This window comes from Vibrio sp. V04_P4A5T148, from assembly GCF_963875605.1.
Taxonomy (GTDB): Bacteria; Pseudomonadota; Gammaproteobacteria; order Enterobacterales; family Vibrionaceae; genus Vibrio; species Vibrio anguillarum.
Genome location: NZ_CAWNMS010000091.1, coordinates 95,367 through 116,706, shown reverse-complemented (window position 1 = coordinate 116,706; position 21,340 = coordinate 95,367). Strand labels below are relative to the sequence as shown.

19 protein-coding genes are annotated in these 21,340 nt (G+C 44.5%); all 19 read left to right on the top strand.

Annotated elements, in window-relative coordinates; translation table 11 throughout:
- Window positions 1-445 precede the first annotated feature (445 nt).
- The 19 genes from AACT18_RS16890 (at window position 446) to fliI (ending at window position 21,338) form a co-directional block, all read left to right on the top strand.
- The gene (locus AACT18_RS16890; protein ID WP_094129071.1) at window positions 446-850 is read left to right on the top strand and encodes a response regulator; all 405 of its coding nucleotides are present in this window, start codon (window positions 446-448) and stop codon (window positions 848-850) included.
- A 311-nt stretch (window positions 851-1,161) separates the two neighbouring features.
- Entirely contained in the window at window positions 1,162-2,700 is a 1,539-nt protein-coding gene (locus tag AACT18_RS16885; RefSeq protein WP_094144248.1) for an EAL domain-containing protein, read from the top strand.
- Between the two features lie 243 nt (window positions 2,701-2,943).
- The gene (locus tag AACT18_RS16880) at window positions 2,944-3,408 is read left to right on the top strand and encodes a DUF2919 domain-containing protein (RefSeq protein ID WP_176428299.1); all 465 of its coding nucleotides are present in this window, start codon (window positions 2,944-2,946) and stop codon (window positions 3,406-3,408) included.
- Window positions 3,409-3,474: 66 nt separating this feature from the next.
- A complete protein-coding gene (locus tag AACT18_RS16875; protein WP_017048866.1) occupies window positions 3,475-4,377 on the top strand; it encodes a Dyp-type peroxidase in 903 nt (300 codons plus the stop codon).
- Window positions 4,378-4,502: 125 nt separating this feature from the next.
- Window positions 4,503-5,636, top strand: a complete 1,134-nt coding sequence (locus tag AACT18_RS16870; protein ID WP_064625773.1) for a flagellin — start codon at window positions 4,503-4,505, stop codon at window positions 5,634-5,636.
- A 243-nt stretch (window positions 5,637-5,879) separates the two neighbouring features.
- Window positions 5,880-7,013, top strand: coding sequence for a flagellin (locus AACT18_RS16865; RefSeq protein WP_013856299.1), 1,134 nt, complete (start codon window positions 5,880-5,882; stop codon window positions 7,011-7,013).
- A 277-nt stretch (window positions 7,014-7,290) separates the two neighbouring features.
- Window positions 7,291-8,421 carry a flagellin gene (locus tag AACT18_RS16860; RefSeq protein WP_026028066.1) on the top strand — a complete coding sequence of 377 codons (1,131 nt, stop codon included), beginning with the start codon at window positions 7,291-7,293 and terminating at the stop codon, window positions 8,419-8,421.
- Window positions 8,422-8,495: 74 nt separating this feature from the next.
- The gene (gene flaG, locus AACT18_RS16855; RefSeq protein ID WP_013856302.1) at window positions 8,496-8,924 is read left to right on the top strand and encodes a flagellar protein FlaG; all 429 of its coding nucleotides are present in this window, start codon (window positions 8,496-8,498) and stop codon (window positions 8,922-8,924) included.
- A gap of 22 nt (window positions 8,925-8,946) precedes the next feature.
- On the top strand, window positions 8,947-10,947 hold the full coding sequence (gene fliD, locus AACT18_RS16850) for a flagellar filament capping protein FliD (protein ID WP_017047852.1): 2,001 nt from the start codon (window positions 8,947-8,949) through the stop codon (window positions 10,945-10,947).
- A gap of 1 nt (window position 10,948) precedes the next feature.
- Window positions 10,949-11,254, top strand: coding sequence for a flagellar protein FliT (locus AACT18_RS16845; RefSeq protein ID WP_013856304.1), 306 nt, complete (start codon window positions 10,949-10,951; stop codon window positions 11,252-11,254).
- Window positions 11,255-11,264: 10 nt separating this feature from the next.
- Window positions 11,265-11,675, top strand: coding sequence for a flagellar export chaperone FliS (gene fliS, locus AACT18_RS16840; protein WP_010318718.1), 411 nt, complete (start codon window positions 11,265-11,267; stop codon window positions 11,673-11,675).
- 248 nt (window positions 11,676-11,923) lie between these two features.
- On the top strand, window positions 11,924-13,390 hold the full coding sequence (locus tag AACT18_RS16835) for a sigma-54 dependent transcriptional regulator (protein WP_017045739.1): 1,467 nt from the start codon (window positions 11,924-11,926) through the stop codon (window positions 13,388-13,390).
- A gap of 129 nt (window positions 13,391-13,519) precedes the next feature.
- Window positions 13,520-14,578, top strand: a complete 1,059-nt coding sequence (locus AACT18_RS16830; RefSeq protein ID WP_013856306.1) for a sensor histidine kinase — start codon at window positions 13,520-13,522, stop codon at window positions 14,576-14,578.
- Window positions 14,578-15,987, top strand: a complete 1,410-nt coding sequence (locus AACT18_RS16825; protein ID WP_026028065.1) for a sigma-54-dependent transcriptional regulator — start codon at window positions 14,578-14,580, stop codon at window positions 15,985-15,987. The genes AACT18_RS16830 and AACT18_RS16825 overlap by 1 nt, the downstream gene beginning before the upstream one ends.
- A gap of 84 nt (window positions 15,988-16,071) precedes the next feature.
- The gene (gene fliE, locus AACT18_RS16820; RefSeq protein WP_026028064.1) at window positions 16,072-16,383 is read left to right on the top strand and encodes a flagellar hook-basal body complex protein FliE; all 312 of its coding nucleotides are present in this window, start codon (window positions 16,072-16,074) and stop codon (window positions 16,381-16,383) included.
- 14 nt (window positions 16,384-16,397) lie between these two features.
- The gene (gene fliF, locus AACT18_RS16815) at window positions 16,398-18,140 is read left to right on the top strand and encodes a flagellar basal-body MS-ring/collar protein FliF (RefSeq protein WP_013856309.1); all 1,743 of its coding nucleotides are present in this window, start codon (window positions 16,398-16,400) and stop codon (window positions 18,138-18,140) included.
- Window positions 18,133-19,182, top strand: coding sequence for a flagellar motor switch protein FliG (fliG, locus tag AACT18_RS16810; RefSeq protein WP_013856310.1), 1,050 nt, complete (start codon window positions 18,133-18,135; stop codon window positions 19,180-19,182). The genes fliF and fliG overlap by 8 nt, the downstream gene beginning before the upstream one ends.
- 30 nt (window positions 19,183-19,212) lie before the next feature.
- Window positions 19,213-20,016: a flagellar assembly protein FliH gene (gene fliH / locus AACT18_RS16805; protein ID WP_013856311.1), complete on the top strand. Its 804-nt coding sequence runs from the start codon at window positions 19,213-19,215 to the stop codon at window positions 20,014-20,016.
- Window positions 20,016-21,338, top strand: a complete 1,323-nt coding sequence (gene fliI / locus AACT18_RS16800) for a flagellar protein export ATPase FliI (protein ID WP_094124707.1) — start codon at window positions 20,016-20,018, stop codon at window positions 21,336-21,338. The genes fliH and fliI overlap by 1 nt, the downstream gene beginning before the upstream one ends.
- Window positions 21,339-21,340: the final 2 nt, after the last annotated feature.

Genomic DNA, 21,340 nt, shown 5'->3' with positions numbered 1-21,340 from the left:
GTATTGCCTGAAAACGAGTAACTTTTTCTTACATTTATACCTGTTAGAACCATCTACTCCATACATTATGGTACGTCTGAGCAATTGAACCCACTTAGTAAAGAAATTCAATAATATGAATTTGTTATTCTATTTTATTTTTTTTGTTTAACATTTTGTTTTTAATGTGTTTTATTGCCAACTTTTAATATTTTTACTTGCGTGTCCGCTTCGGTGAGAATGGTTGTGTCCTGAGTGTGAAGTATCTAGTTGATAACGCCATCTCAATATCGATTTGACTCGATGTTCTATAAAACGTAATTACACGGCTTTGACTCTAGGCATTGTTATTCATTAAGTGCGGAAAAAACAAGTGTCAAAGTATATGTATATGGATTTTAGCAAATCTAACTCTTGTTTTTCTTTTATGACCCAATGTGGCCTTTAATTATCGTGGAGAATAAAGATGAACATTTTAGTTGTTAGTGAATATCCTATCATCAGAGAGTTGCTGCGTTCTGCGCTCAGACCATTGAACCATATTACCCATATTCAACTTTCCGGTGGTAATGACCTTAATGTGATAAAACAGAGAACGGATACAGGTAGTCATGACCTTGTGATTTACGATTTGGATTCTGTAAAAAAAGATCCGACAAGCATAATTATATCTATGTTAGATGCTATTAATGATAAGCAACTGGTTAAGTATGGTTTGTCGTCATTAATTTTATTGTCCAATGAGGCTCAGATTAGGCAATTCGAGGACGATCTGAATTTTTGTGAACATTTTGTGATCACCAAACCTTTTACTTTTAAGAATGTTCAACAGATTGTGAAAAACATAGGTTTTTTCCCTAATCTGAATTGAGGAGAAAGCGTCCTGAAGTTCAGTATTTTTAACAACACATGAAGTGTTAGGCGTAGTAAATCCTATCATTTGTTTCGTAGTTTTTTATAAAAAGAGATGAGACATACATCAAGATATATGGTGTTGATACTTTGCCTTTTTCACTATTTTTAATAAATTAGTGCATTTTATGGTTGTCCTCATTTCATCTTTGATGGGTTAAACTGAGGAGCTGGCGATTAATAAGTGAACAATGTAACTTTAATAATTTGTGGGGATGGAGTGATTAATAGGTTAATAAATAACACTCTACCAACTATATGGAGCAAATAATGAGTGCAAAAGGCCAGCTAAAGTCATTTCATTTCATTTTTTTGACAGTGATCCCCTGCTTTCTTATCTTGCAGTTATCTCATTACTATTTTTTCCGTTCCCTACAAGAAAAATCAAAAGAGTACGCTGTAAGTGCGGCATCAAACATTGATTCTATTCTCTATTACGGAAAAGAAGCGAATAAGAAAACACTTTCTCTCGTTAGTCATAATGAGAGTTGTGATGAAATTATCGTAGAATTAAGAAAAATTGTAGCGACGAGCCCTTTTGTAAGAACGACAAATTTAGCTCATGATGGAGTGATATATTGTACATCTCTTTGGGGAGAACGATCATTTATTGATAACCCGCAGATTTATATCTCAGGTGAGCTCTTATTAATGTCAGGCAGTCAAGTAGACTTGCAGCATCCACTGATTGTCGTTCGTAATGTGGAAAATGATAATGTGTCACTTAGCGGTATTGACGGATTACACATCCAACAAGCGTTACTTCAATCTTCTGCTCATGCTTTATCTCTATTTTTACAGTTGGGGGAGTTTTGGTTAGGTGAGGACGGTGTAATGTATCCAACTGATCCAACGCTTGCACTGACTGCTGTTCAACAGATTAAATCAGAACGTTTCCCATTTACAATTTATGCAGGATTTGGTTACCCATCATCCTGGTCTGCATTTTGGAATGAGAGAAAGTTCTATATTTTCTTGATTGTATTTATGCAGGTGTCATTTTCGATTTGTTATTGGTGGCTTATTAACCGCCCAAAAACGTTAGATTCGGAACTTCAGCGTGCAATTCGTCAAGAAGAATTTGTACCCTATGCTCAACCGATTGTTAATGCCTCAACCAATGAAATTATGGGTATAGAAATCTTGATAAGGTGGGTTCACCCTATTCAAGGTGTGGTTCGTCCGGATCTTTTTATTCCTCAAGCTGAAGAGTCTGGGCTGATTATTCCAATGACAAGATTGCTCATTAACGAAACAGCTAAGCAGTTGAAGAATTATAAGGACTCCTTACCTAATCCGTTTCATGTAGGGATAAATATTTCGCCTCAACATTGCAATGGTCAAGATCTTTTTAACCAATGTAAGGCTTTTGTTGAGTATATTGATACAGAGAAAGTAGTGCTTGTTTTAGAGCTTACTGAACGAGAGGTTCTTGAGTTTTCGGATGCAACAGATGTACTTTTCAGTAACATAAAACGTTTGGGTTGTAAGATAGCGATTGATGACTTCGGAACTGGCCATTCCAGTCTGATAAACTTACAAAAAATCGATCTGGACTACTTAAAAATTGATCAAATATTCATTAAAAACATAGGAAAGGATCCTATTGCTGAACACTTGGTTGAAAATACGATTGAACTTGCTAAGCGTTTATCAATTGATCTTGTTGCTGAGGGCGTTGAGCTGGCTGAGCAAGCTGAATATCTAAAAAATCATAATGTTAACTATTTACAAGGTTTTTTATTCGCAAAACCTGTGCCTCTATCGGAATTCTTGCAGGCGTATCAAGACCAATGTCATGCTAAATAATTACGATAGTTTTTAAACTAGCGACCTGATTTGGTTGTGATATCTGACTTCCCATCCATACCACTGTTTAGTAGACCTGTGTAACGTTTATTGAAAATCTTTGAGGATTATCCTGCCTACCCGCAATTCCGAGTCGTTTGTGTGCATTCAAGTTAGAAACTGGTCAAGAGCAAAAGATCTGGCTAGCTATTTGAAATCGATTCGCTAAAGTAAAAACGTTTTTTTAAAAGAGCGAAGGTATTGATGCGTTATGCGTTAGAGCGATACGACCAACATGGTTTTCTTAAAGCCCCTAAACTTATCTGGCTTGGTTGGTTATTTTTGGCAAAAGCTTGGGTTGTTTTCGTGGTGGCAGGAGCAAGCCGAGATAATGGCACGACGATTTTAACCATTGTTTACCCAGACCATTCGATGCTTTATTTGGGGTTGATTATGGGGTTGCCAAGTATCATTCTGATGTGGCTTATCAGCTTACGTGCTCCTGAACGATCGTGGCTAAACCGCATCGTCAGCATGGGAAAACCGCTGACGTTACTTATGGTTATCTTGCAATTTATACAAACGCTTTATCATATCTATTTAGAGCACGGCGTTTTTAATTGGGCCAATGCAAGCACACTGTTGGTGCTGTTATGGTTTGGTCTATATCTACTGAAGAGTAAAAGTGTGCGTGATTGTTTTTCTATCCCGCTCATAGACAAGGCGTGATCCCAATCAAGGTCGCCCCAAAAAACTGAATTACACTGAGCAAAAATAAGTAAGTGAGGATATTTTATGACACAACCTCAAACCGCGATTCTGCCTGAAGCAGGTCCGTTTGCACTGTTTAGCCTTTTAAAAGTAAAGCAAAATCCGGCGCATGTTTTAGCGCAATTGAAAGCATTGCCCGCTTTAGTCAATGAGATAAATCAACATCAACCCGGCGCTGAATTAACCGTGTCGGTCGCGTTTACTCGCACCTTTTGGCAGCGTTTAAACCAAAGCATACCACAAGAGCTGATTGATTTTCCTGAGCTTGGTAAAGGCGAAACCATAGCACCAAGTACCGAGGTGGATGTGTTGATTCACTGCCATTCTCAGCGTCATGACTTGCTGTTTTATGTGTTGCGTAAATGGATGGAACCTGTGGCTGAGTTGGTTGAAATGGTGGATGAAACCTACTCATTTCGTTACTTAGATGCGCGAGATATGACGGACTTTATCGATGGCACTGAAAACCCTAAAGCCGAAAAACGTCAAGAAGTTGCACTGATTGCTGATGGTGAATTTGCTGGCGGCAGCTATGTGATGTTGCAGCGTTTTGTGCATAACCTTCCAGCGTGGAATCGCTTAAATGTGGCGGCGCAAGAAAAAGTGATTGGGCGCACTAAGCCTGATTCGATTGAGCTTGATAATGTACCTGCAGCGTCTCACGTTGGCCGTGTCGATATCAAAGAAGAGGGGAAAGGGCTAAAAATTGTTCGTCATAGCTTACCTTACGGTACGGTGAGTGGTGAGCACGGTTTACTATTCATTGCTTATTGCCATACGCTGCATAACTTTAAAGTGATGTTGGAAAGTATGTATGGTGTGGCGGATGGTAAAACAGACCAACTGCTGCGCTTTACCAAAGCCGTGACGGGCGCGTACTTTTTTGCCCCTTCAGCTGAGATGCTGCAACATCTTGAACTAAAGTAAGTTTCAATACTGACCTACTATCGGACCGAGCCTTGTGCTCGGTTTTTCTTTTTTAAGCATTTTATGTAAAGAAAAGCGTCTACTGTCCGATAAAGAGATCATTCATTCTATGGCATGGGTCTGTTATGGCAATTACCGTTAATACCAATGTTTCCGCTTTGATTGCGCAGCGTCACTTAGGCTCAGCAAGCGAAATGTTGAATCAATCTTTGGAGCGTCTTGCTTCCGGGAAGCGTATTAATAGTGCCAAAGATGATGCTGCGGGTTTACAAATTTCGAATCGCCTTGAGTCGCAAATGAGGGGTTTAGATGTCGCTGTACGCAATGCTAATGATGGCATTTCAATTATGCAGACTGCTGAAGGTGCAATGCAAGAGACCACCAGCCTGCTTCAGCGTATGCGAGATCTCTCTTTGCAGTCGGCGAATGGCGCGAACAGTAAAGCGGATAGGCAAGCTTTACAGGAAGAAATGAGCGCCTTGAACGATGAATTAAACCGAATTGCTGAAACCACCTCTTTTGGTGGTCGTAAGTTACTGAACGGTTCGTTTGGTCAATCCTCATTTCAGATAGGGGCGAGCTCTGGCGAAGCAGTGCAAGTTTCGTTAAAAAATATGCGTTCAGACAGTTTGGATATGGGGGGCTTTAGCTATGTTGCGGCAGGCATGGCGGATAGCCAGTGGCGGGTGACACAAGATAATCGGCAGCTCACCATGAGTTATACCGATGCCAAGGGAAAACAGCACAACATTCAAATCCAAGCAAAAGTAGGGGACGATATTGAAGAGTTGGCAACCTACATCAATGGGCAAACCGATAAAGTATCGGCGTCAGTCAACGACAAAGGACAGCTACAGCTGTTCATGGCGGGTAAAGAAACCTCTGGGACTATTGATTTTAAAGGTAGCTTAGCCAATCAGTTGCAAATGAATGTGACGGGATATGAAGCAGTAGACACTCTTGATATTACCGAAGTCGGTGGTGCGCAGCGGGCGGTTGCCGTCATTGATACCGCAATGCAGTACGTTGATAGCCATCGCTCTGAGTTAGGCGCGTTGCAAAACCGTTTTAACCACGCCATCAACAACCTCGACAACGTACATGAAAACCTCGCTTCTTCAAACAGTCGAATTAAAGATACTGACTATGCGAAAGAGACCACCCAAATGGTAAAACAGCAAATTCTACAACAAGTCAGTACCTCTATTCTTGCGCAAGCCAAAAAACAGCCAAACCTAGCATTGGCCTTACTTCGCTAGCGATAAAAATCAACAATTATCGACTTTTATCAACAAATCTTTAGCGAAATTATTACCTTTTTGATGGGTTTTTGACCTCTTGTCCTGTTTTTTACACTAAACACATTTTTTTTAAGAAAATCGAAAAAAAATCCTCAAGCTTTGGAAAATACCGCCGTTATAAAAAGTAACTTTGAGAGAACTATTTGGTTTTCCGAGACGTCGGAAACCGGAAACATCGGAAAATCAATTGGAGTAATCACCATGGCAGTTAATGTAAATACCAACGTATCAGCGATGACAGCACAGCGTTACCTAAACGGCGCTAGCAATGCACAACAAACATCAATGGAACGCCTATCTTCTGGCTTTAAAATCAACAGCGCAAAAGATGATGCGGCAGGCCTACAAATCTCTAACCGTTTGAATGTTCAGAGCCGCGGTCTTGACGTAGCAGTACGTAATGCGAATGACGGTATTTCTATTGCACAAACCGCTGAGGGTGCGATGAATGAAACGACCAACATTTTGCAACGTATGCGTGACTTGTCACTACAATCAGCTAACGGCTCAAACTCAAAAGCAGACCGTGTAGCGATTCAAGAAGAAGTCACCGCTCTGAATGACGAGTTAAACCGTATCGCAGAAACCACATCATTTGGTGGTAACAAATTACTTAACGGTACTTTTGAAACTAAGTCATTCCAAATCGGTGCGGATAACGGTGAAGCCGTCATGCTTAGCCTAAACAACATGCGTAGTGACAATGCTATGATGGGCGGCACAAGCTACCAAGCGGCGAACGGCAAAGATAAAGATTGGTCAGTTCAAGCTGGCAGCAACGATCTACAAATCACACTGAAAGATACTTCAGGTACAGATCAGACTATCAATATCTCAGCTAAAGAAGGCGATGATATTGAAGAGTTGGCGACTTACATCAACGGCCAAACTGATATGGTGAAAGCATCAGTTGATGATGAAGGAAAACTACAAGTCTTCGCTGGCAGTAATAAAGTAGAAGGCCCTGTAACATTCGCAGGCGGTCTTGCTGGTGAGCTCGGCATGCAAGCTGGTCAAGCAGTTACCGTAGATGTCATTGATGTGACCTCTGTGGGTGGCGCTCAAGAATCGGTTGCCATTGTTGATGCTGCACTGCAATTTGTAGATAGCCACCGTGCACAATTAGGTGCATTCCAAAATCGCTTTAGCCATGCAATCAGCAACTTAGATAACATTAACGAAAATGTGAGTGCTTCTAAGAGTCGTATTAAAGATACTGACTTTGCCAAAGAAACAACAGCGCTTACTAAGTCGCAAATTCTTTCTCAAGCATCGAGCTCAGTGCTGGCTCAAGCAAAACAAGCGCCACAAGCGGCACTTAGCTTACTTGGCTAAAAGAGCCCAATAGCTACCCTTAATGAAAATCCAGCCTCGGCTGGATTTTTTTGCTTAGTGGCAAAGTGGAAAAAGTGTTAGTCGATGCAGCATTATCCTTCTTATTTTTTGACGCTAATCACATTTCTCATGCTCGCTGCATAAATTTTAAAAAAAGGCTTATTTTTTTCTAAAGGATATAAATCTTTCGCCGTTAAAGGATACGAGAGAAATGAGGTGTACCGACGTGAGGTGAGAGACACGGAAGTACATCAACACAATGCCTAAGGAGATCAATATGGCAATTAATGTAAGCACTAACGTGTCTGCAATGACCGCACAGCGTTATTTAAATAACGCCGCTGATGGTACGCAGAAATCGATGGAGCGTCTGTCATCGGGCTATAAAATCAATAGCGCGCGTGATGATGCAGCGGGTCTACAAATCTCAAACCGTTTAACGTCACAAAGCCGTGGCTTAGATATGGCGGTAAGAAACGCAAATGATGGTATTTCCATTGCACAAACCGCAGAGGGTGCAATGAATGAAACCACCAATATCTTGCAACGTATGCGAGATCTTTCTTTGCAATCAGCAAACGGTTCTAACTCAAGTTCAGAACGCCAAGCGATCCAAGAGGAAGTCTCAGCACTCAATGATGAATTAAACCGTATTGCTGAAACAACCTCGTTTGGTGGTAATAAACTGCTAAATGGTTCGTTTGGTAATAAATCTTTCCAAATTGGTGCCGATTCTGGTGAAGCTGTGATGCTTTCCATGAGCGACATGCGTTCTGACACAAAAGCGATGGGCGGTAAGAGCTATGTCGCGACAAATGGCAAAGCGCCTGACTGGTCAGTCACCAATGCGACGGATCTGACTCTGAGCTATACTGATAAACAAGGAGAAGCTCGCGAAGTCACCATTAACGCTAAAGCGGGTGATGATTTAGAAGAAGTCGCTACTTACATTAATGGTCAAAATGGTGACATCAAAGCTTCAGTCGGTGATGAAGGTAAACTGCAACTGTTTGCCGCCAATCAAAAAGTCTCAAGCGATGTCACTATTGGTGGTGGACTGGGTACTGAAATTGGTTTTGCTGCAGGTAAAGACGTAACCGTCAAAGACATCAATGTCACAACGGTTGGCGGCTCTCAGGAAGCTGTAGCTTTGATTGATGGTGCACTAAAGGCCGTTGATAGCCAACGTGCCTCGTTAGGTGCATTCCAGAACCGTTTCGGTCATGCCATCAGTAACCTTGATAACATCAACGAGAACGTCAACGCTTCTCGTAGTCGAATTAAGGATACTGATTATGCCCGTGAAACAACCCAAATGACGAAGTCGCAGATTTTGCAGCAAGCGAGTACGTCAGTTTTGGCACAGGCGAAGCAGTCACCATCTGCAGCTCTTAGTCTATTGGGTTAACCGATAGGCGAATGGAGCTTTGTGGGGAAAGCAGTGTTTTCACTGCCAACCTATGAGGTGGAAGGGAGATTGTTATGGAAATACCATCCTACACATCGAACATCCAGCCTTACGGCTCGCAAAGTGGCATTAAATTTGCTTCAGAAAACGATGGCGCGACACGCGCTTCCTCGAAACAAAATGAGGTGAATCGTACTGAACAGTTAAGAAATAGGCAAAACCAAAGCGTTGAAGCGGCAATCGAGCTTGCACAGCAACGAGAGCAGATCAACAAATCGGAAAGAGCCAAGATGGTAGAGCAGATGAATGAATTTATCTCATCTATCAACAAAGACTTAGCGTTTAGAGTCGATGAAGAATCAGGACGGGATGTTGTGACGATTTATGAAGCCAGTACTGGTGACATTATTCGTCAGATCCCGAACGAGGAAATGCTAGAGGTTTTGCGACGCCTTGCCAGACAAAAAGACCACAGTACAGGTTTATTGGTTGCTAAGGTGTAATCGTAGTTTTTGAGGTGATTTAATGAGCTTAGGCCCGATGGGTATGAATACTGGCATGGATATCAATTCCTTGGTCAGCAAAATTGTCAATGCAGAGCGCGTTCCTAAGCAGCAACGTATTGATAATGAGCTTGGCCAAATTGATGCCAGTATCAGTGCCTACGGCCGGCTCAAAGAGTCGCTGGATACGATGAAAAATCTTATGACGAATTTTCGTCAGGAGAAGGCTTTCGCTTTGCGAAAAGTCGATACTACTGATGAAAACGTCGTCTCCGCGACAGCCACCACTGACGCAATAGCAGGTAAATATGCTATCGATGTGTTGCAGCTTGCACAGAGCCATAAAGTTGCCTCGGATGTTTTAGAGAAAGAGGCAAAGTTTGGTCCTGGTAAGCTGCAGATTTCACTTGGTGATCAGAAGTTTGATGTTGATGTCCAAGCCAATTCAAAATTGATTGATATCGTTCGCGGTATCAACAGCACTAAAACCAATCCCGGAGTTCGTGCTTCGGTAATCAATGATGTTGAAGGGCCACGTTTGATTGTGGCCTCTAATCTATCTGGAAAAGATCATGACATTAAAATTAATGCTCAGTCTGATGCCGGAAATCCGCTCAAAAATCTAGAGTACAAAACGCTGGAAGAGCGCGTTAAAGATTTAGAAAAAGCACGCGCTGCGGCGCAACAAATCATTGCACCACTCACGCCAGCTCAACAAGCTATCGCTGCAAAAGTCGCCGAGAAAATAGGTGCGGCGGCACGCGAAGTTGACCAAAGTATGGCGAGTGGTGTTCAAGAAGTCGCCGGGCAAGTAGCTGCCGACGGTAAAGTTGCTAATGCTGCCGGTGAATTAACCGACGCCGCCGTCAAAGCTGCTGCCGCCGCCGGTGTTGCTGCCAATAAATATCTGAAACCGCAAGATCGTATTCCAGGGTGGACTGAAACCGCCTCTGGCACCTTGCTCGATTCCTACTATGAACCTGAGCCAGAGCTTGATGCGACCGCGTTAGAAAAAGCGCCAGATGTGCCCGGTTGGACTAATACTGCTTCTGGTACTTTGGTTGACTCCTATGTAACCCCCAAAGAAGCGCAAGCCAAGCTTGAACAGCAATTAGCAGCTGAAAAAGCCGCGGTTGCGGCGGCGGTGCGTAGTGGTGAACTGACGCCAGAGCAAGCCAAGCAGAAAGAGCGTGAAAAGCTTGACCCGCAAGAGCGTGAGTATTTAGATAAAGTGGACAAAGCAGATGCTGAGCTTAGAGCGGCACAAGCATCGTTTGACGCCTATCAAGGTATGACTCAAGTACAAGCAGGCCAAGATTCCGTGGTGGTTTTGGACGGTGTGGCGACCCTTTCTAGCAACAACAACGTGATTGAAGATGCGATTGAAGGGGTTGATTTGACCCTTAAAGGGCAAACGGCCAAAGGCAAACCACCGGCTGAAATTGGCATCGAATATGACCGCAAAACCGTGCGCGATGATATTGAACAATTTGTCGCGGCGTATAATCAGTTTTATCAGGTCTCTAAAGAACTTGGAGGCGTTGACCCTCGGACTGGCCAAGCTGGGCCACTGGCGGGTGACAGTATTGTACGCAGTGCAGACTCCCGCCTACGTAGTGTTTTTTCGACTAGAATTGAGCAGGCTCCAGAAGAGATCAAAAGTCTGATTGAGTTTGGTATTACCACCACACGACAAGGGACACTTGAAATTAACTACGACATGCTAGATCGCCAACTCAATAACAACTTTAATAAGCTAGGTGAGTTCTTTGGTGGAAACCAAGGATTTGCCAAACGGGTTGAAGATGCTATTCAGAGCATGACGGGGGTGACAGGGTCGATTCGCACACGCGAAAAAAGCTTAGTAGAACGCAACTACCGTGTGGCGGACGACCAAGCGGCACTTGATCGCCGCATGGACAGTTTGGAGAAGCGAACGCATTCTAAGTTTTCAGCAATGCAAGACGCGACCAGTAAAATGCAGAACCAATTAGCTGGTATGATGAATGCGTTAGGCGGCTGATATGGAACAGCAACTCGACCTTTTAAGTGATCTAGATCACCAAATAAGAGCAATGCTTGTCATTGATGAAATTAATACTGAAGAAATCAATCATCTTGTCGATAAAAGGGAACGGATATTGCAAAACTTACTGACGCATGCGTCAGAAAATCCACAGTTTGCAATGTCGAGCCAATGGCGAGAGGCTATTGATGAAACTAAACATCTTGTTGAACTGATGCAGTCAAAAACGGTCGAGATCGGTAGAACGCTCCAAAAATACCGACACGGTAATAAATCCGTTCAGCAATACAAAAAGTTTTTATAAGAGGAAGACTATGCGCGGTTCTTTACAGGCATACAAAAAGGTATCAGTGGATAGCCAGCTCAGTGCGGCCTCGCCGCATAAAGTCGTACAAATGTTGATGGCGGGTGCCATTGAACGCCTTATTCAAGCAAAAGCAGCAATGCTACAGGGGAATATTCCAAGTAAGGGTGAACGCCTTGGTAAAGCATTGGATATCATTATTAGCTTACGCAGTTGCTTATCGATGAGTGATGGCGGGGATATTGCAAAAAATTTAGATCAGCTTTATGAATTTATGATCACTCAGATCACCGAAGCGAATCATCAAAATGACCCGCAACCACTGGATGATGTGATCGACATCATTCGAGAAATTAAATCAGCATGGGATCAAATCCCTCCTGAATACCACAATCTGACGGCAAGCGAAGTGGGCATATAAGTTATTTATAAAACTTTAGGCACTTATTTTTTAAAGTTTTAACTGATGTCACACCAGCTCATTGCTTGGTTGCCTTATTTTTTTTATTCCATAGAATAGAAGCCATTACTAGCCTAATGGCTTTTTTTGTTGCTGAATTCCACAAATTGTCTATCGTTTAATCAAGTGATTATAGAAAAACAAAACTGAATAACGATTTTCAGAAGTGCGGCCACAATTTCTCTGATTTAAGGCAAATATTCTCACCTATGCAAGGTTTAGCAAAACTGCTTGTGATAGAAGACGATCCGCAGATCCGTCTCAATCTAAGTAACATTTTAGAATTTGTTGGAGAGCACTGCGAGGCGATCGAGTCATCCCAAATCAAGGATATTGATTGTTCAAGATTGTGGGGGGGCTGCATTATTGGATCGCTAAAAAGTGAGCAGTTAACTGATGAGATAGCTCAGTGGTTGACTAAGGCCAATTATATTCCACTTCTAATGGCAAACAAGCAGCCATATTCATTGGAAGAATTTACTCAATACGTCGGTGAACTTGAGTCACCTCTTAATTACCCTCAACTGAGTGACGCATTACGACATTGCAAAGAATTTTTAGGACGCAAAGGCGTGCAAGTTCCCTCTACATCGCGTAAGAATACCTTATTTCGTAGCCTTGTAGGCCAAAGTCATGGTATCCAAGAAGTTCGCCATTTGATCGAGCAAGTCTCAGGCACAGAAGCCAATGTGTTGATCTTAGGTGAATCTGGAACGGGCAAAGAAGTGGTTGCGCGTAACATCCATTATCATTCTGCACGCCGCAACGGTCCGTTTGTGCCGATTAACTGTGGTGCGATTCCGGCTGATTTACTTGAAAGTGAATTATTTGGTCATGAAAAAGGGGCGTTTACCGGAGCGATAACCGCGCGTAAAGGTCGTTTTGAGCTTGCCGAAGGCGGTACTTTATTTCTCGATGAGATCGGTGATATGCCGATGTCGATGCAGGTAAAGTTGTTGCGTGTGTTACAAGAGCGCTGCTTTGAACGTGTGGGCGGTAACACCACCATTAAAGTGAATGTGCGTGTGGTGTCAGCGACTCACCGCAATTTAGAAAACATGATTGATGATGAATCATTTCGTGAAGATCTTTACTATCGACTCAATGTGTTCCCAATTGAAATGCCAGCGCTAAAAGATCGCAAAGACGACATCCCATTGCTGTTACAAGAACTCATGACACGTATGGAAGCGGAAGGTGGACAGCCATTTTGTTTTACCCCGCGAGCAGTCAATTCGTTAATGGAACACAATTGGCCGGGCAATGTTCGTGAGCTAGCGAATTTAGTTGAGCGGATGATCATTCTCTATCCAAATAGTCTTGTCGACGTCAATCATTTACCAACTAAATACCGCTATAGTGATATTCCAGAATTCCAACCAGAGCACAGCTCCTATGGCTCTGTTGAAGACCAAGAACGTGATGTGCTTGCGGGTATTTTCTCTGAAAACTTCAGTTTTGAAGACGTCGAAGAGATGCACGAAAATCTCAACGCACCGCAGTCATTGCCTCCTGAAGGCGTGAACTTGAAAGAGCTATTGGCGGACTTGGAAGTCAATATGATCAACCAAGCCCTTGAAGCTCAAGGCGGAGTGGTAGCACGTGCCGCTGATATGCTGGGTATGCGCCGTACGACCTTGGTTGAAAAAATGCGTAAATACAATATGCAACGGTGATTCAAAAACAGCATGGGTAAAGTTTAGTCAATATATTGGCAATGGATTAATTCTTTGATTTTAAAGAAAAATAGCCTGGCATGTATTTTGCATGTTAGGCTATTGTTGTTTTATAGGTAGAATTTCGACATGCAGTCTCCTGACACACCCATTAATCAATCTCACTTAGATTCTGTAGAGGATCAAGTTGAGCGCTATAAACAGGTTCTTGATGTGATGCCTGCTGGCGTCATTTTGCTCGATACTCAAGGCGTAGTCAGAGAAGCTAACCCTGAAGCTCAGCGGTTATTGCAAGTCCCATTGGCGGGTGAAAAATGGTATTCCGTCATTCAAAGTGCTTTTGCGCCGAGAGAAGATGATGGGCATGAAATCTCGCTGCGCAATGGTCGTAAAGTTAGATTAGCCATTTCAGCATCAGCAACAGGCCAATTGATATTAATCACCGATTTAACCGAAACTCGGTTACTTCAATCACGCATCAGTGATTTACAGCGCTTATCCTCACTCGGTCGAATGGTGGCGTCTTTGGCACACCAAGTTCGCACACCGTTATCCAGTGCCATGCTCTATGCCTCAAATTTAGGTGCGCCTAACTTGCCAAACGCTACAAGAGAGCGTTTTCAGTCTAAGCTGATGGATAGGCTTCATGATCTTGAAAAACAAGTCAATGATATGTTGTTGTTTGCCAAAGGTGGTGACAATAAAGTCATTCAGCCGTTTACAGTGACAGACTTGGTCAGCGAATTTGTTCCCATGGTGGAAACGGCATTAAAAAATAGCGCAATTGATTATCATCAGGAAGTGGAACAAGAAGGGACAGTGGTGTTAGGCAATGCAAATGCCATTGCCTCTGCACTGAGTAACTTAGTGATGAACGCAATACAAATTGCGGGTAAGGCGTCGCAAATTGATGTCTTTTTTCGCCCGGTAAATGGTGAGCTGAAAATCTCGGTACAAGACAGTGGCCCGGGAGTCCCTGCTGCGCTGCAAAGTAAAATTATGGAACCGTTTTTTACCACTCGCTCACAAGGAACGGGGTTAGGGTTAGCGGTGGTACAAATGGTCTGCCGCGCCCATGATGGGCGATTGGAATTAATTTCAGAAGAAGGGGAGGGTGCTTGCTTTACTATGTGCATTCCACTCGAGCGTCATGCCCCTTCTTCACCAACAGAGACTGGAGAAGGATGATGGCTCAAAGCAAAGTCTTAATCGTTGAAGATGATGAAGGTCTACGCGAAGCGTTGGTCGATACTTTGGCGCTGGCCGGTTATGAATGGCTGGAAGCTGATTGCGCCGAAGATGCACTGATTAAACTCAAAGCACATCCTGTTGATATTGTTGTCTCTGACGTTCAAATGGCTGGCATGGGTGGCCTTGCACTGCTGCGCAACATCAAACAGCACTGGCCCAATTTACCCGTGTTGCTGATGACGGCGTACGCCAATATTGAAGATGCGGTCTCGGCGATGAAAGAGGGCGCCATTGATTACATGGCAAAACCCTTTGCCCCCGAAGTGCTACTCAACATGGTTAGCCGTTACGCGCCAGTGAAATCGGATGATAATGGTGATGCGGTTGTTGCCGATGAGAAAAGCCTGCGCTTATTGTCACTTGCCGACAAAGTGGCAAAAACCGATGCTAACGTCATGATTTTGGGCCCAAGCGGCTCAGGAAAAGAGGTCATGTCTCGCTACATTCATAACTCATCTCCGCGTAAAGATGGGCCATTTGTGGCGATCAACTGTGCCGCCATTCCAGACAACATGCTCGAAGCCACCTTATTTGGTTATGAAAAAGGGGCATTTACAGGAGCGGTACAAGCTTGTCCGGGCAAATTTGAACAAGCACAAGGTGGGACCATTTTACTCGATGAGATCAGCGAGATGGATCTGAACCTACAAGCAAAACTGCTGCGCGTACTCCAAGAGCGTGAAGTGGAACGCTTGGGGGGGCGTAAAAGCATTAAGCTTGATGTCCGCGTATTGGCGACCAGCAACCGCGACCTAAAGCAGTATGTGCAGGAAGGCAATTTCCGTGATGATTTATATTATCGCCTCAACGTCTTTCCAATCTCATGGCCAGCGCTACGTGACCGCAAAGGGGATATTGAACCGCTGGCTCACCACCTTGTAGAGCGTCACTGCACTAAACTTGGTTTACCTGTGCCTCGTATCGCGCCGCAAGCCATTAACAAGTTGCTTAGTTACGCTTGGCCGGGCAACGTCCGTGAACTTGATAACGTCGTGCAACGCGCGCTGATCTTGAGCGAGCAAGGAGACATTGCAAGTGAACATATCTTGTTGGAAGGGGTTGATTGGCAAGATGCTAGCAGCTTGCAACAAGTCGTAGAGCGCAGCGATATTGCCACACCAGAGATTAAGCCTGTAGCACAAGCCGAAGTGAATAAGCTGTTTAATAACAATGGCGCTGCATTGGGTGATGAGCTGAGAGATCAAGAGTACACCATTATTATGGATACTTTAGTCGAGTGCCAAGGCCGCCGTAAAGAGATGGCTGACAAGCTCGGAATTAGCCCTAGGACACTGCGTTATAAATTAGCGAAAATGCGTGATGCAGGAATTGATATCCCGAATTAACCCCAAAGTGGGTGATGGCATATAAATTGCTGCATCACAGAAAGAAGCAGCACAGCAGTCAAAGATTTGGCGTTAGAGGTAGCAATGAGACTTGATGGTTTAAACAGCGAAATGCAAACAATGATGTTGGAAGCAACCAATGCTCGTCCTACGGCAACTGGACAAAGTGTGAGTGCTGATTTTGGCGACATGCTTTCCAAAGCCATTAATAACGTGAACAGTTTGCAAAAGACCTCAGGTAATTTACAAACCCGCTTTGATCGGGGAGATGAAAATGTCTCACTATCGGATGTGATGATTGCTCGTAATAAGTCGAGTGTAGCCTTTGAAGCGACGATTCAAGTTCGGAATAAACTTGTCGACGCCTACAAAGAACTCATGAATATGCCCGTATAAATTAGGTAGCCGCCGTGGCAGAAGATAAGCAAACAACCGATCTTACCGTGACCAGTGGTTCTGACCACGCTTTAATGGCGAGCTCAGATCTAGACATGGACACGCAAAACCCAGATCTTGAAGAGAAGAGTTCATCCAAAAGTGATTTTGCGATGGGCGACTTGGACTTGTTGCGCCAGGTGGTGTTAGTCCTCTCTATTTCCATCTGTGTGGCACTGATTGTCATGTTGTTCTTTTGGGTTCGAGAACCTGAAATGCGCCCGCTTGGCGCTTATGAAACCGAAGAACTTATTCCTGTCCTCGATTATCTTGATCAGCAGAAACTGACCTACAAATTAGATGGTAATACTATCTTAGTGCCATCCAGTGAATACAACAGCTTAAAACTCAACCTCGTCCGTGCAGGGTTAAATCAAAACAAGCAAGCGGGCGATGAAATCTTGATGCAAGACATGGGCTTTGGTGTTTCTCAGCGCCTTGAGCAAGAGCGCCTTAAACTTAGCCGTGAACGTCAGCTTGCCAAAGCGATTGAAGAGATGAAGCTCGTCAACAAAGCTCGTGTGTTATTGGCACTGCCTAAGCAAAGCGTATTTGTTCGTCATAACCAAGATGCTTCTGCCTCCGTATTTCTTACCTTGCGAACTGGCGCTAACCTCAAACAAGAAGAGGTCGACTCTATTGTCGATATGGTCGCCAGTGCCGTGCCAGGGATGAAACCCAATCGAATTACCGTGACTGATCAACATGGTCGGCTGCTCAGCTCAGGCTCTCAAGATCCTGTGTCGTCAGCCCGCCGTAAAGAACAAGAACTTGAACGCAAGCAAGAAGAGGCGCTGCGTGACAAAATTGATTCGGTATTAATCCCTATTCTAGGTTTTGGTAATTACACCGCCCAAGTGGATATCCAACTGGATTTCAGTGCCATTGAACAAACGCGTAAACGCTTTGACCCGAATACGCCAGCGACACGCAGCGAATATACGCTTGAAGACTATAACAACGGCAATGTGGTGGCTGGCGTTCCAGGTGCATTAAGTAATCAGCCACCTGCGGATGCTTCGATCCCACAAGACGTCGCGCAGATGAAAGATGGCTCGGTACTTGGGCAAGGTTCGGTCCATAAAGAAGCCACGCGCAATTTTGAACTCGATACCACCATCAGTCATGAACGCAAACAATCGGGTGTGGTGAATCGTCAAACCGTTGCGGTGGCGATTAAAAACCGACCATCGGTTAACCCAGAGACTGGCGAAGTCACCTATACTCCCCTGAGCGAAAGTGAAATTAGCGCCGTGCGACAAGTATTGATTGGGACGGTTGGCTTTGATGAAAACCGTGGCGATTTGTTGAATGTCTTGAGCATGCAATTTGCCGTGCCTGAAGTTGAATCAATGGTTGATGTCCCTATTTGGGAGCATCCAAACTTCAATGATTGGGTACGCTGGTTTGCTAGTGCCTTGGTTATTGTGGTTGTGGTGCTGGTGCTGGTTCGCCCTGCGCTGAAAAAACTGCTCAACCCTGCTGCGGATGATGATGACCCAATGTACGGACCTGATGGTTTACCGATTGGTGCTGATGGTGAAACCAGTTTAATTGGCAGTGGTATTGACGGCGGTGATCTCTTTGAGTTTGGTTCCGGTATTGATTTGCCAAACTTACACAAGGATGAGGATGTACTGAAAGCGGTGCGTGCTCTAGTGGCCAATGAGCCTGAACTTGCGGCTCAAGTAGTAAAGAATTGGATGCAAAATGCCTGATAATAAAAATAAGAGTGGAACAGAAGTGACAGAATCATCGGTTGATATTTCAACAATTTCTGGTGATGAAAAAGCGGCTATTTTGTTGTTAAGCTTAAACGAAGAGGACGCCGCTGGCATCATCCGCCATCTTGAACCTAAACAGGTACAACGAGTCGGTAGCGCGATGGCGAAAGCGAAAGAGCTTAGCCAAGAGAAAGTCGGCGCGGTGCATCGTGCTTTCCTCGAAGATATTCAGAAATACACCAATATCGGTATGGGCAGCGAAGACTTTATGCGTAACGCGCTTATCGCTGCATTAGGTGCCGATAAAGCCAATAACTTGGTCGATCAAATTTTGCTTGGCACGGGTTCAAAAGGGTTGGATTCATTGAAATGGATGGACCCACGACAAGTGGCGAGCATCATTGTTAATGAACACCCACAAATCCAAACCATTGTTTTATCGTATTTAGAACCGGATCAATCGGCTGAAATTTTGGCACAGTTTGCTGAACGTGACCGTTTAGACTTATTAATGCGCATTGCCAACCTTGAAGAAGTACAACCTTCGGCATTGGCTGAGTTGAATGAAATCATGGAGAAACAATTTGCTGGTCAAGCGGGCGCGCAAGCGGCGAAAATTGGTGGCTTGAAAGCCGCGGCTGATATCATGAACTACCTTGATAACAATATCGAAGGCATCCTCATGGATCAGATGCGTGAGCAAGATGAAGACATGGCAACGCAGATCCAAGATCTGATGTTCGTGTTCGAGAACTTAGTCGAAGTGGACGACCAAGGTATTCAAAAATTGCTGCGTGATGTACCGCAAGATGTACTGCAAAAAGCACTGAAAGGTGCTGATGACGCATTGCGCGAGAAGATCTTCAAAAACATGTCAAAACGTGCAGCTGAGATGATGAAAGATGATCTGGAAGCCATGCCTCCGATTAAAGTATCAGATGTCGAAGCGGCGCAAAAAGAGATTCTGGCGATTGCACGTCGTATGGCCGACAGTGGCGAAATTATGCTGTCTGGCGGTGCAGACGAATTCTTATAATCTAACCCTGACTCAACAATAGGTAGCATTATGTCTGGAGAAAGAAAACGCGGCTTTTTACGTTTAGATGCAGACGCTAATATTGAACAAGCCAAAAAGTGGGGGTTGCCGGACTACGGCGCAGAGATCAATAAAAAAGCCAAAGAAACGGCAATGAACTACGACCCCGGTTGGATGCCAAGTTTTGATGAGCCAGTGGTCGAAGAGCCGCTGCAACTCAGCGAAGAAGAGATTGGCCAGATCAAACAAGGGGCTTATCAAGAAGGTTTGCACCAAGGCCAAGAAGCCGGATTCAAACAAGGTTATGAAAAAGGCAAAGAAGAAGGGCTGATTGCAGGACACCAAGAAGGTGTTGAGCAAGGCAAAACCGAGGGTGTTGCTGAAGGGCAAACCCTCATCCAGCAGCAGGTTGATATTTTCGTTGGTCTTGCCAATCAATTTGCTCAACCGCTAGAGTTGATGAATGCCCAAGTCGAAAAACAGCTGGTCGATATGGTTTTAACCTTGGTCAAAGAAGTCGTTCACGTTGAGGTACAAACCAATCCGCAAGTGATCTTAGATACCGTCAAATCGTCGGTTGAATCCCTGCCTGTATCTGGTCATGCCATCACATTAAAACTCCATCCAGAAGATGTTGAAGTGATTCATTCTGCTTATGGCGAAAAAGAGCTGGATTTCCGAAACTGGACATTGGTCAAAGAGCCGGCATTAAATCGCGGTGACGTCCAGATTGAAGCAGGTGAATCGAGTGTGAATTATCGAATGGAAGATCGCATTCGTAGCGTGTTGAAAAGTTTTTGTGGCACCAATCGTCACCAACAAGGTGATCAATAGTGTTGTCTCTTGCCGATCGCCTTAGTCAATATAAAACCGAAGGGTTAACCTGCCGCCCAATGGCATCCGGCAAACTGGTTCGTGTGGTTGGTTTAACCCTTGAGGCTACTGGTTGTAAAGCCCCCATTGGCAGCTTATGTAAAGTAGAAACCATGTCCGGAGAAATGGAAGCGGAGGTGGTCGGGTTTTCTGGTGATAGTCTTTACTTGATGCCCAGCGAACAGATAACAGGCGTATTGCCCGGAGCTAAAGTTACCCCAATGACAGGGGACGCTGGCCTACCAGTCGGGATGGAGCTGCTTGGACGGGTGATTGATGGTGTCGGTAATCCACTCGATGGGCTGGGGCCTATTTATACCGAAAAGCGCGCATCGTTTAATGCTGACCCCATCAATCCATTAGCTCGCAAACCCATAACAGAACCTCTGGACGTTGGCCTAAAAGCGATCAACGGTTTACTTACGGTGGGTAAAGGACAGCGGATTGGTTTATTTGCCGGTTCTGGTGTCGGTAAATCGGTAACGCTTGGCATGATGACTCGTGGCACAACCGCTCAAGTGGTGGTGGTGGGGCTGATTGGTGAGCGTGGCCGCGAAGTAAAAGAGTTTATAGAAGAGATTTTAGGCGTTGATGGACGTCAACGTTCAGTGGTGGTAGCCGCGCCTGCGGACTCCTCACCGCTGATGCGTTTAAAAGGCTGTCAAACCGCATTAGCGATTGCGGAATACTTTCGTGATCAAGGGTTAGATGTATTGCTACTAATGGACTCGTTGACTCGTTTTGCCCAAGCGCAACGTGAAATTGCGTTATCTGTGGGTGAGCCGCCAGCCACAAAAGGTTATCCGCCGTCGGTGTTTGCTAAACTGCCCGCCTTGGTTGAACGAGCGGGAAATGGCGGTCCTCACCAAGGATCGATTACCGCTTTCTTTACCGTGCTCACCGAGGGGGATGATCTACAAGACCCGATCGCTGATGCATCGCGAGCCATTCTTGATGGTCACATTGTTTTATCACGTGAAATGGCTGATGCCGGACATTACCCAGCGATTGATGTAGAGAAATCGGTCAGTCGTGTTATGCCACAAATCACCACCGATGAACATCTGTTGATGTCGAAAGCGGTGCGTCAAATACTCTCCATCTGCCGGAAAAATCAAGATCTCGTCTCTATCGGTGCTTACAAGCCGGGGACGGACCCTGCGATTGACAGTGCATTTACGCTAAAACCTAGGCTGGATGAATATTTGCAGCAAGGGATGAAGGATTCGGTTCCTTACGACATGTGCGTCAATATGCTCAAGCACGTTTTGCAAGTGGGGTAATC

Excerpts from the sequence above, each read along its gene's own strand:
- AACT18_RS16890 (WP_094129071.1), top strand. The coding sequence starts at position 446 with ATGAACATTTTAGTTGTTAGTGAATATCCTATCATCAGAGAGTTGCTG.
- AACT18_RS16885 (WP_094144248.1), top strand. The coding sequence starts at position 1,162 with ATGAGTGCAAAAGGCCAGCTAAAGTCATTTCATTTCATTTTTTTGACA.
- AACT18_RS16880 (WP_176428299.1), top strand. The coding sequence starts at position 2,944 with ATGCGTTATGCGTTAGAGCGATACGACCAACATGGTTTTCTTAAAGCC.
- AACT18_RS16875 (WP_017048866.1), top strand. The coding sequence starts at position 3,475 with ATGACACAACCTCAAACCGCGATTCTGCCTGAAGCAGGTCCGTTTGCA.
- AACT18_RS16870 (WP_064625773.1), top strand. The coding sequence starts at position 4,503 with ATGGCAATTACCGTTAATACCAATGTTTCCGCTTTGATTGCGCAGCGT.
- AACT18_RS16865 (WP_013856299.1), top strand. The coding sequence starts at position 5,880 with ATGGCAGTTAATGTAAATACCAACGTATCAGCGATGACAGCACAGCGT.
- AACT18_RS16860 (WP_026028066.1), top strand. The coding sequence starts at position 7,291 with ATGGCAATTAATGTAAGCACTAACGTGTCTGCAATGACCGCACAGCGT.
- flaG (WP_013856302.1), top strand. The coding sequence starts at position 8,496 with ATGGAAATACCATCCTACACATCGAACATCCAGCCTTACGGCTCGCAA.
- fliD (WP_017047852.1), top strand. The coding sequence starts at position 8,947 with ATGAGCTTAGGCCCGATGGGTATGAATACTGGCATGGATATCAATTCC.
- AACT18_RS16845 (WP_013856304.1), top strand. The coding sequence starts at position 10,949 with ATGGAACAGCAACTCGACCTTTTAAGTGATCTAGATCACCAAATAAGA.
- fliS (WP_010318718.1), top strand. The coding sequence starts at position 11,265 with ATGCGCGGTTCTTTACAGGCATACAAAAAGGTATCAGTGGATAGCCAG.
- AACT18_RS16835 (WP_017045739.1), top strand. The coding sequence starts at position 11,924 with ATGCAAGGTTTAGCAAAACTGCTTGTGATAGAAGACGATCCGCAGATC.
- AACT18_RS16830 (WP_013856306.1), top strand. The coding sequence starts at position 13,520 with ATGCAGTCTCCTGACACACCCATTAATCAATCTCACTTAGATTCTGTA.
- AACT18_RS16825 (WP_026028065.1), top strand. The coding sequence starts at position 14,578 with ATGGCTCAAAGCAAAGTCTTAATCGTTGAAGATGATGAAGGTCTACGC.
- fliE (WP_026028064.1), top strand. The coding sequence starts at position 16,072 with ATGAGACTTGATGGTTTAAACAGCGAAATGCAAACAATGATGTTGGAA.
- fliG (WP_013856310.1), top strand. The coding sequence starts at position 18,133 with ATGCCTGATAATAAAAATAAGAGTGGAACAGAAGTGACAGAATCATCG.
- fliH (WP_013856311.1), top strand. The coding sequence starts at position 19,213 with ATGTCTGGAGAAAGAAAACGCGGCTTTTTACGTTTAGATGCAGACGCT.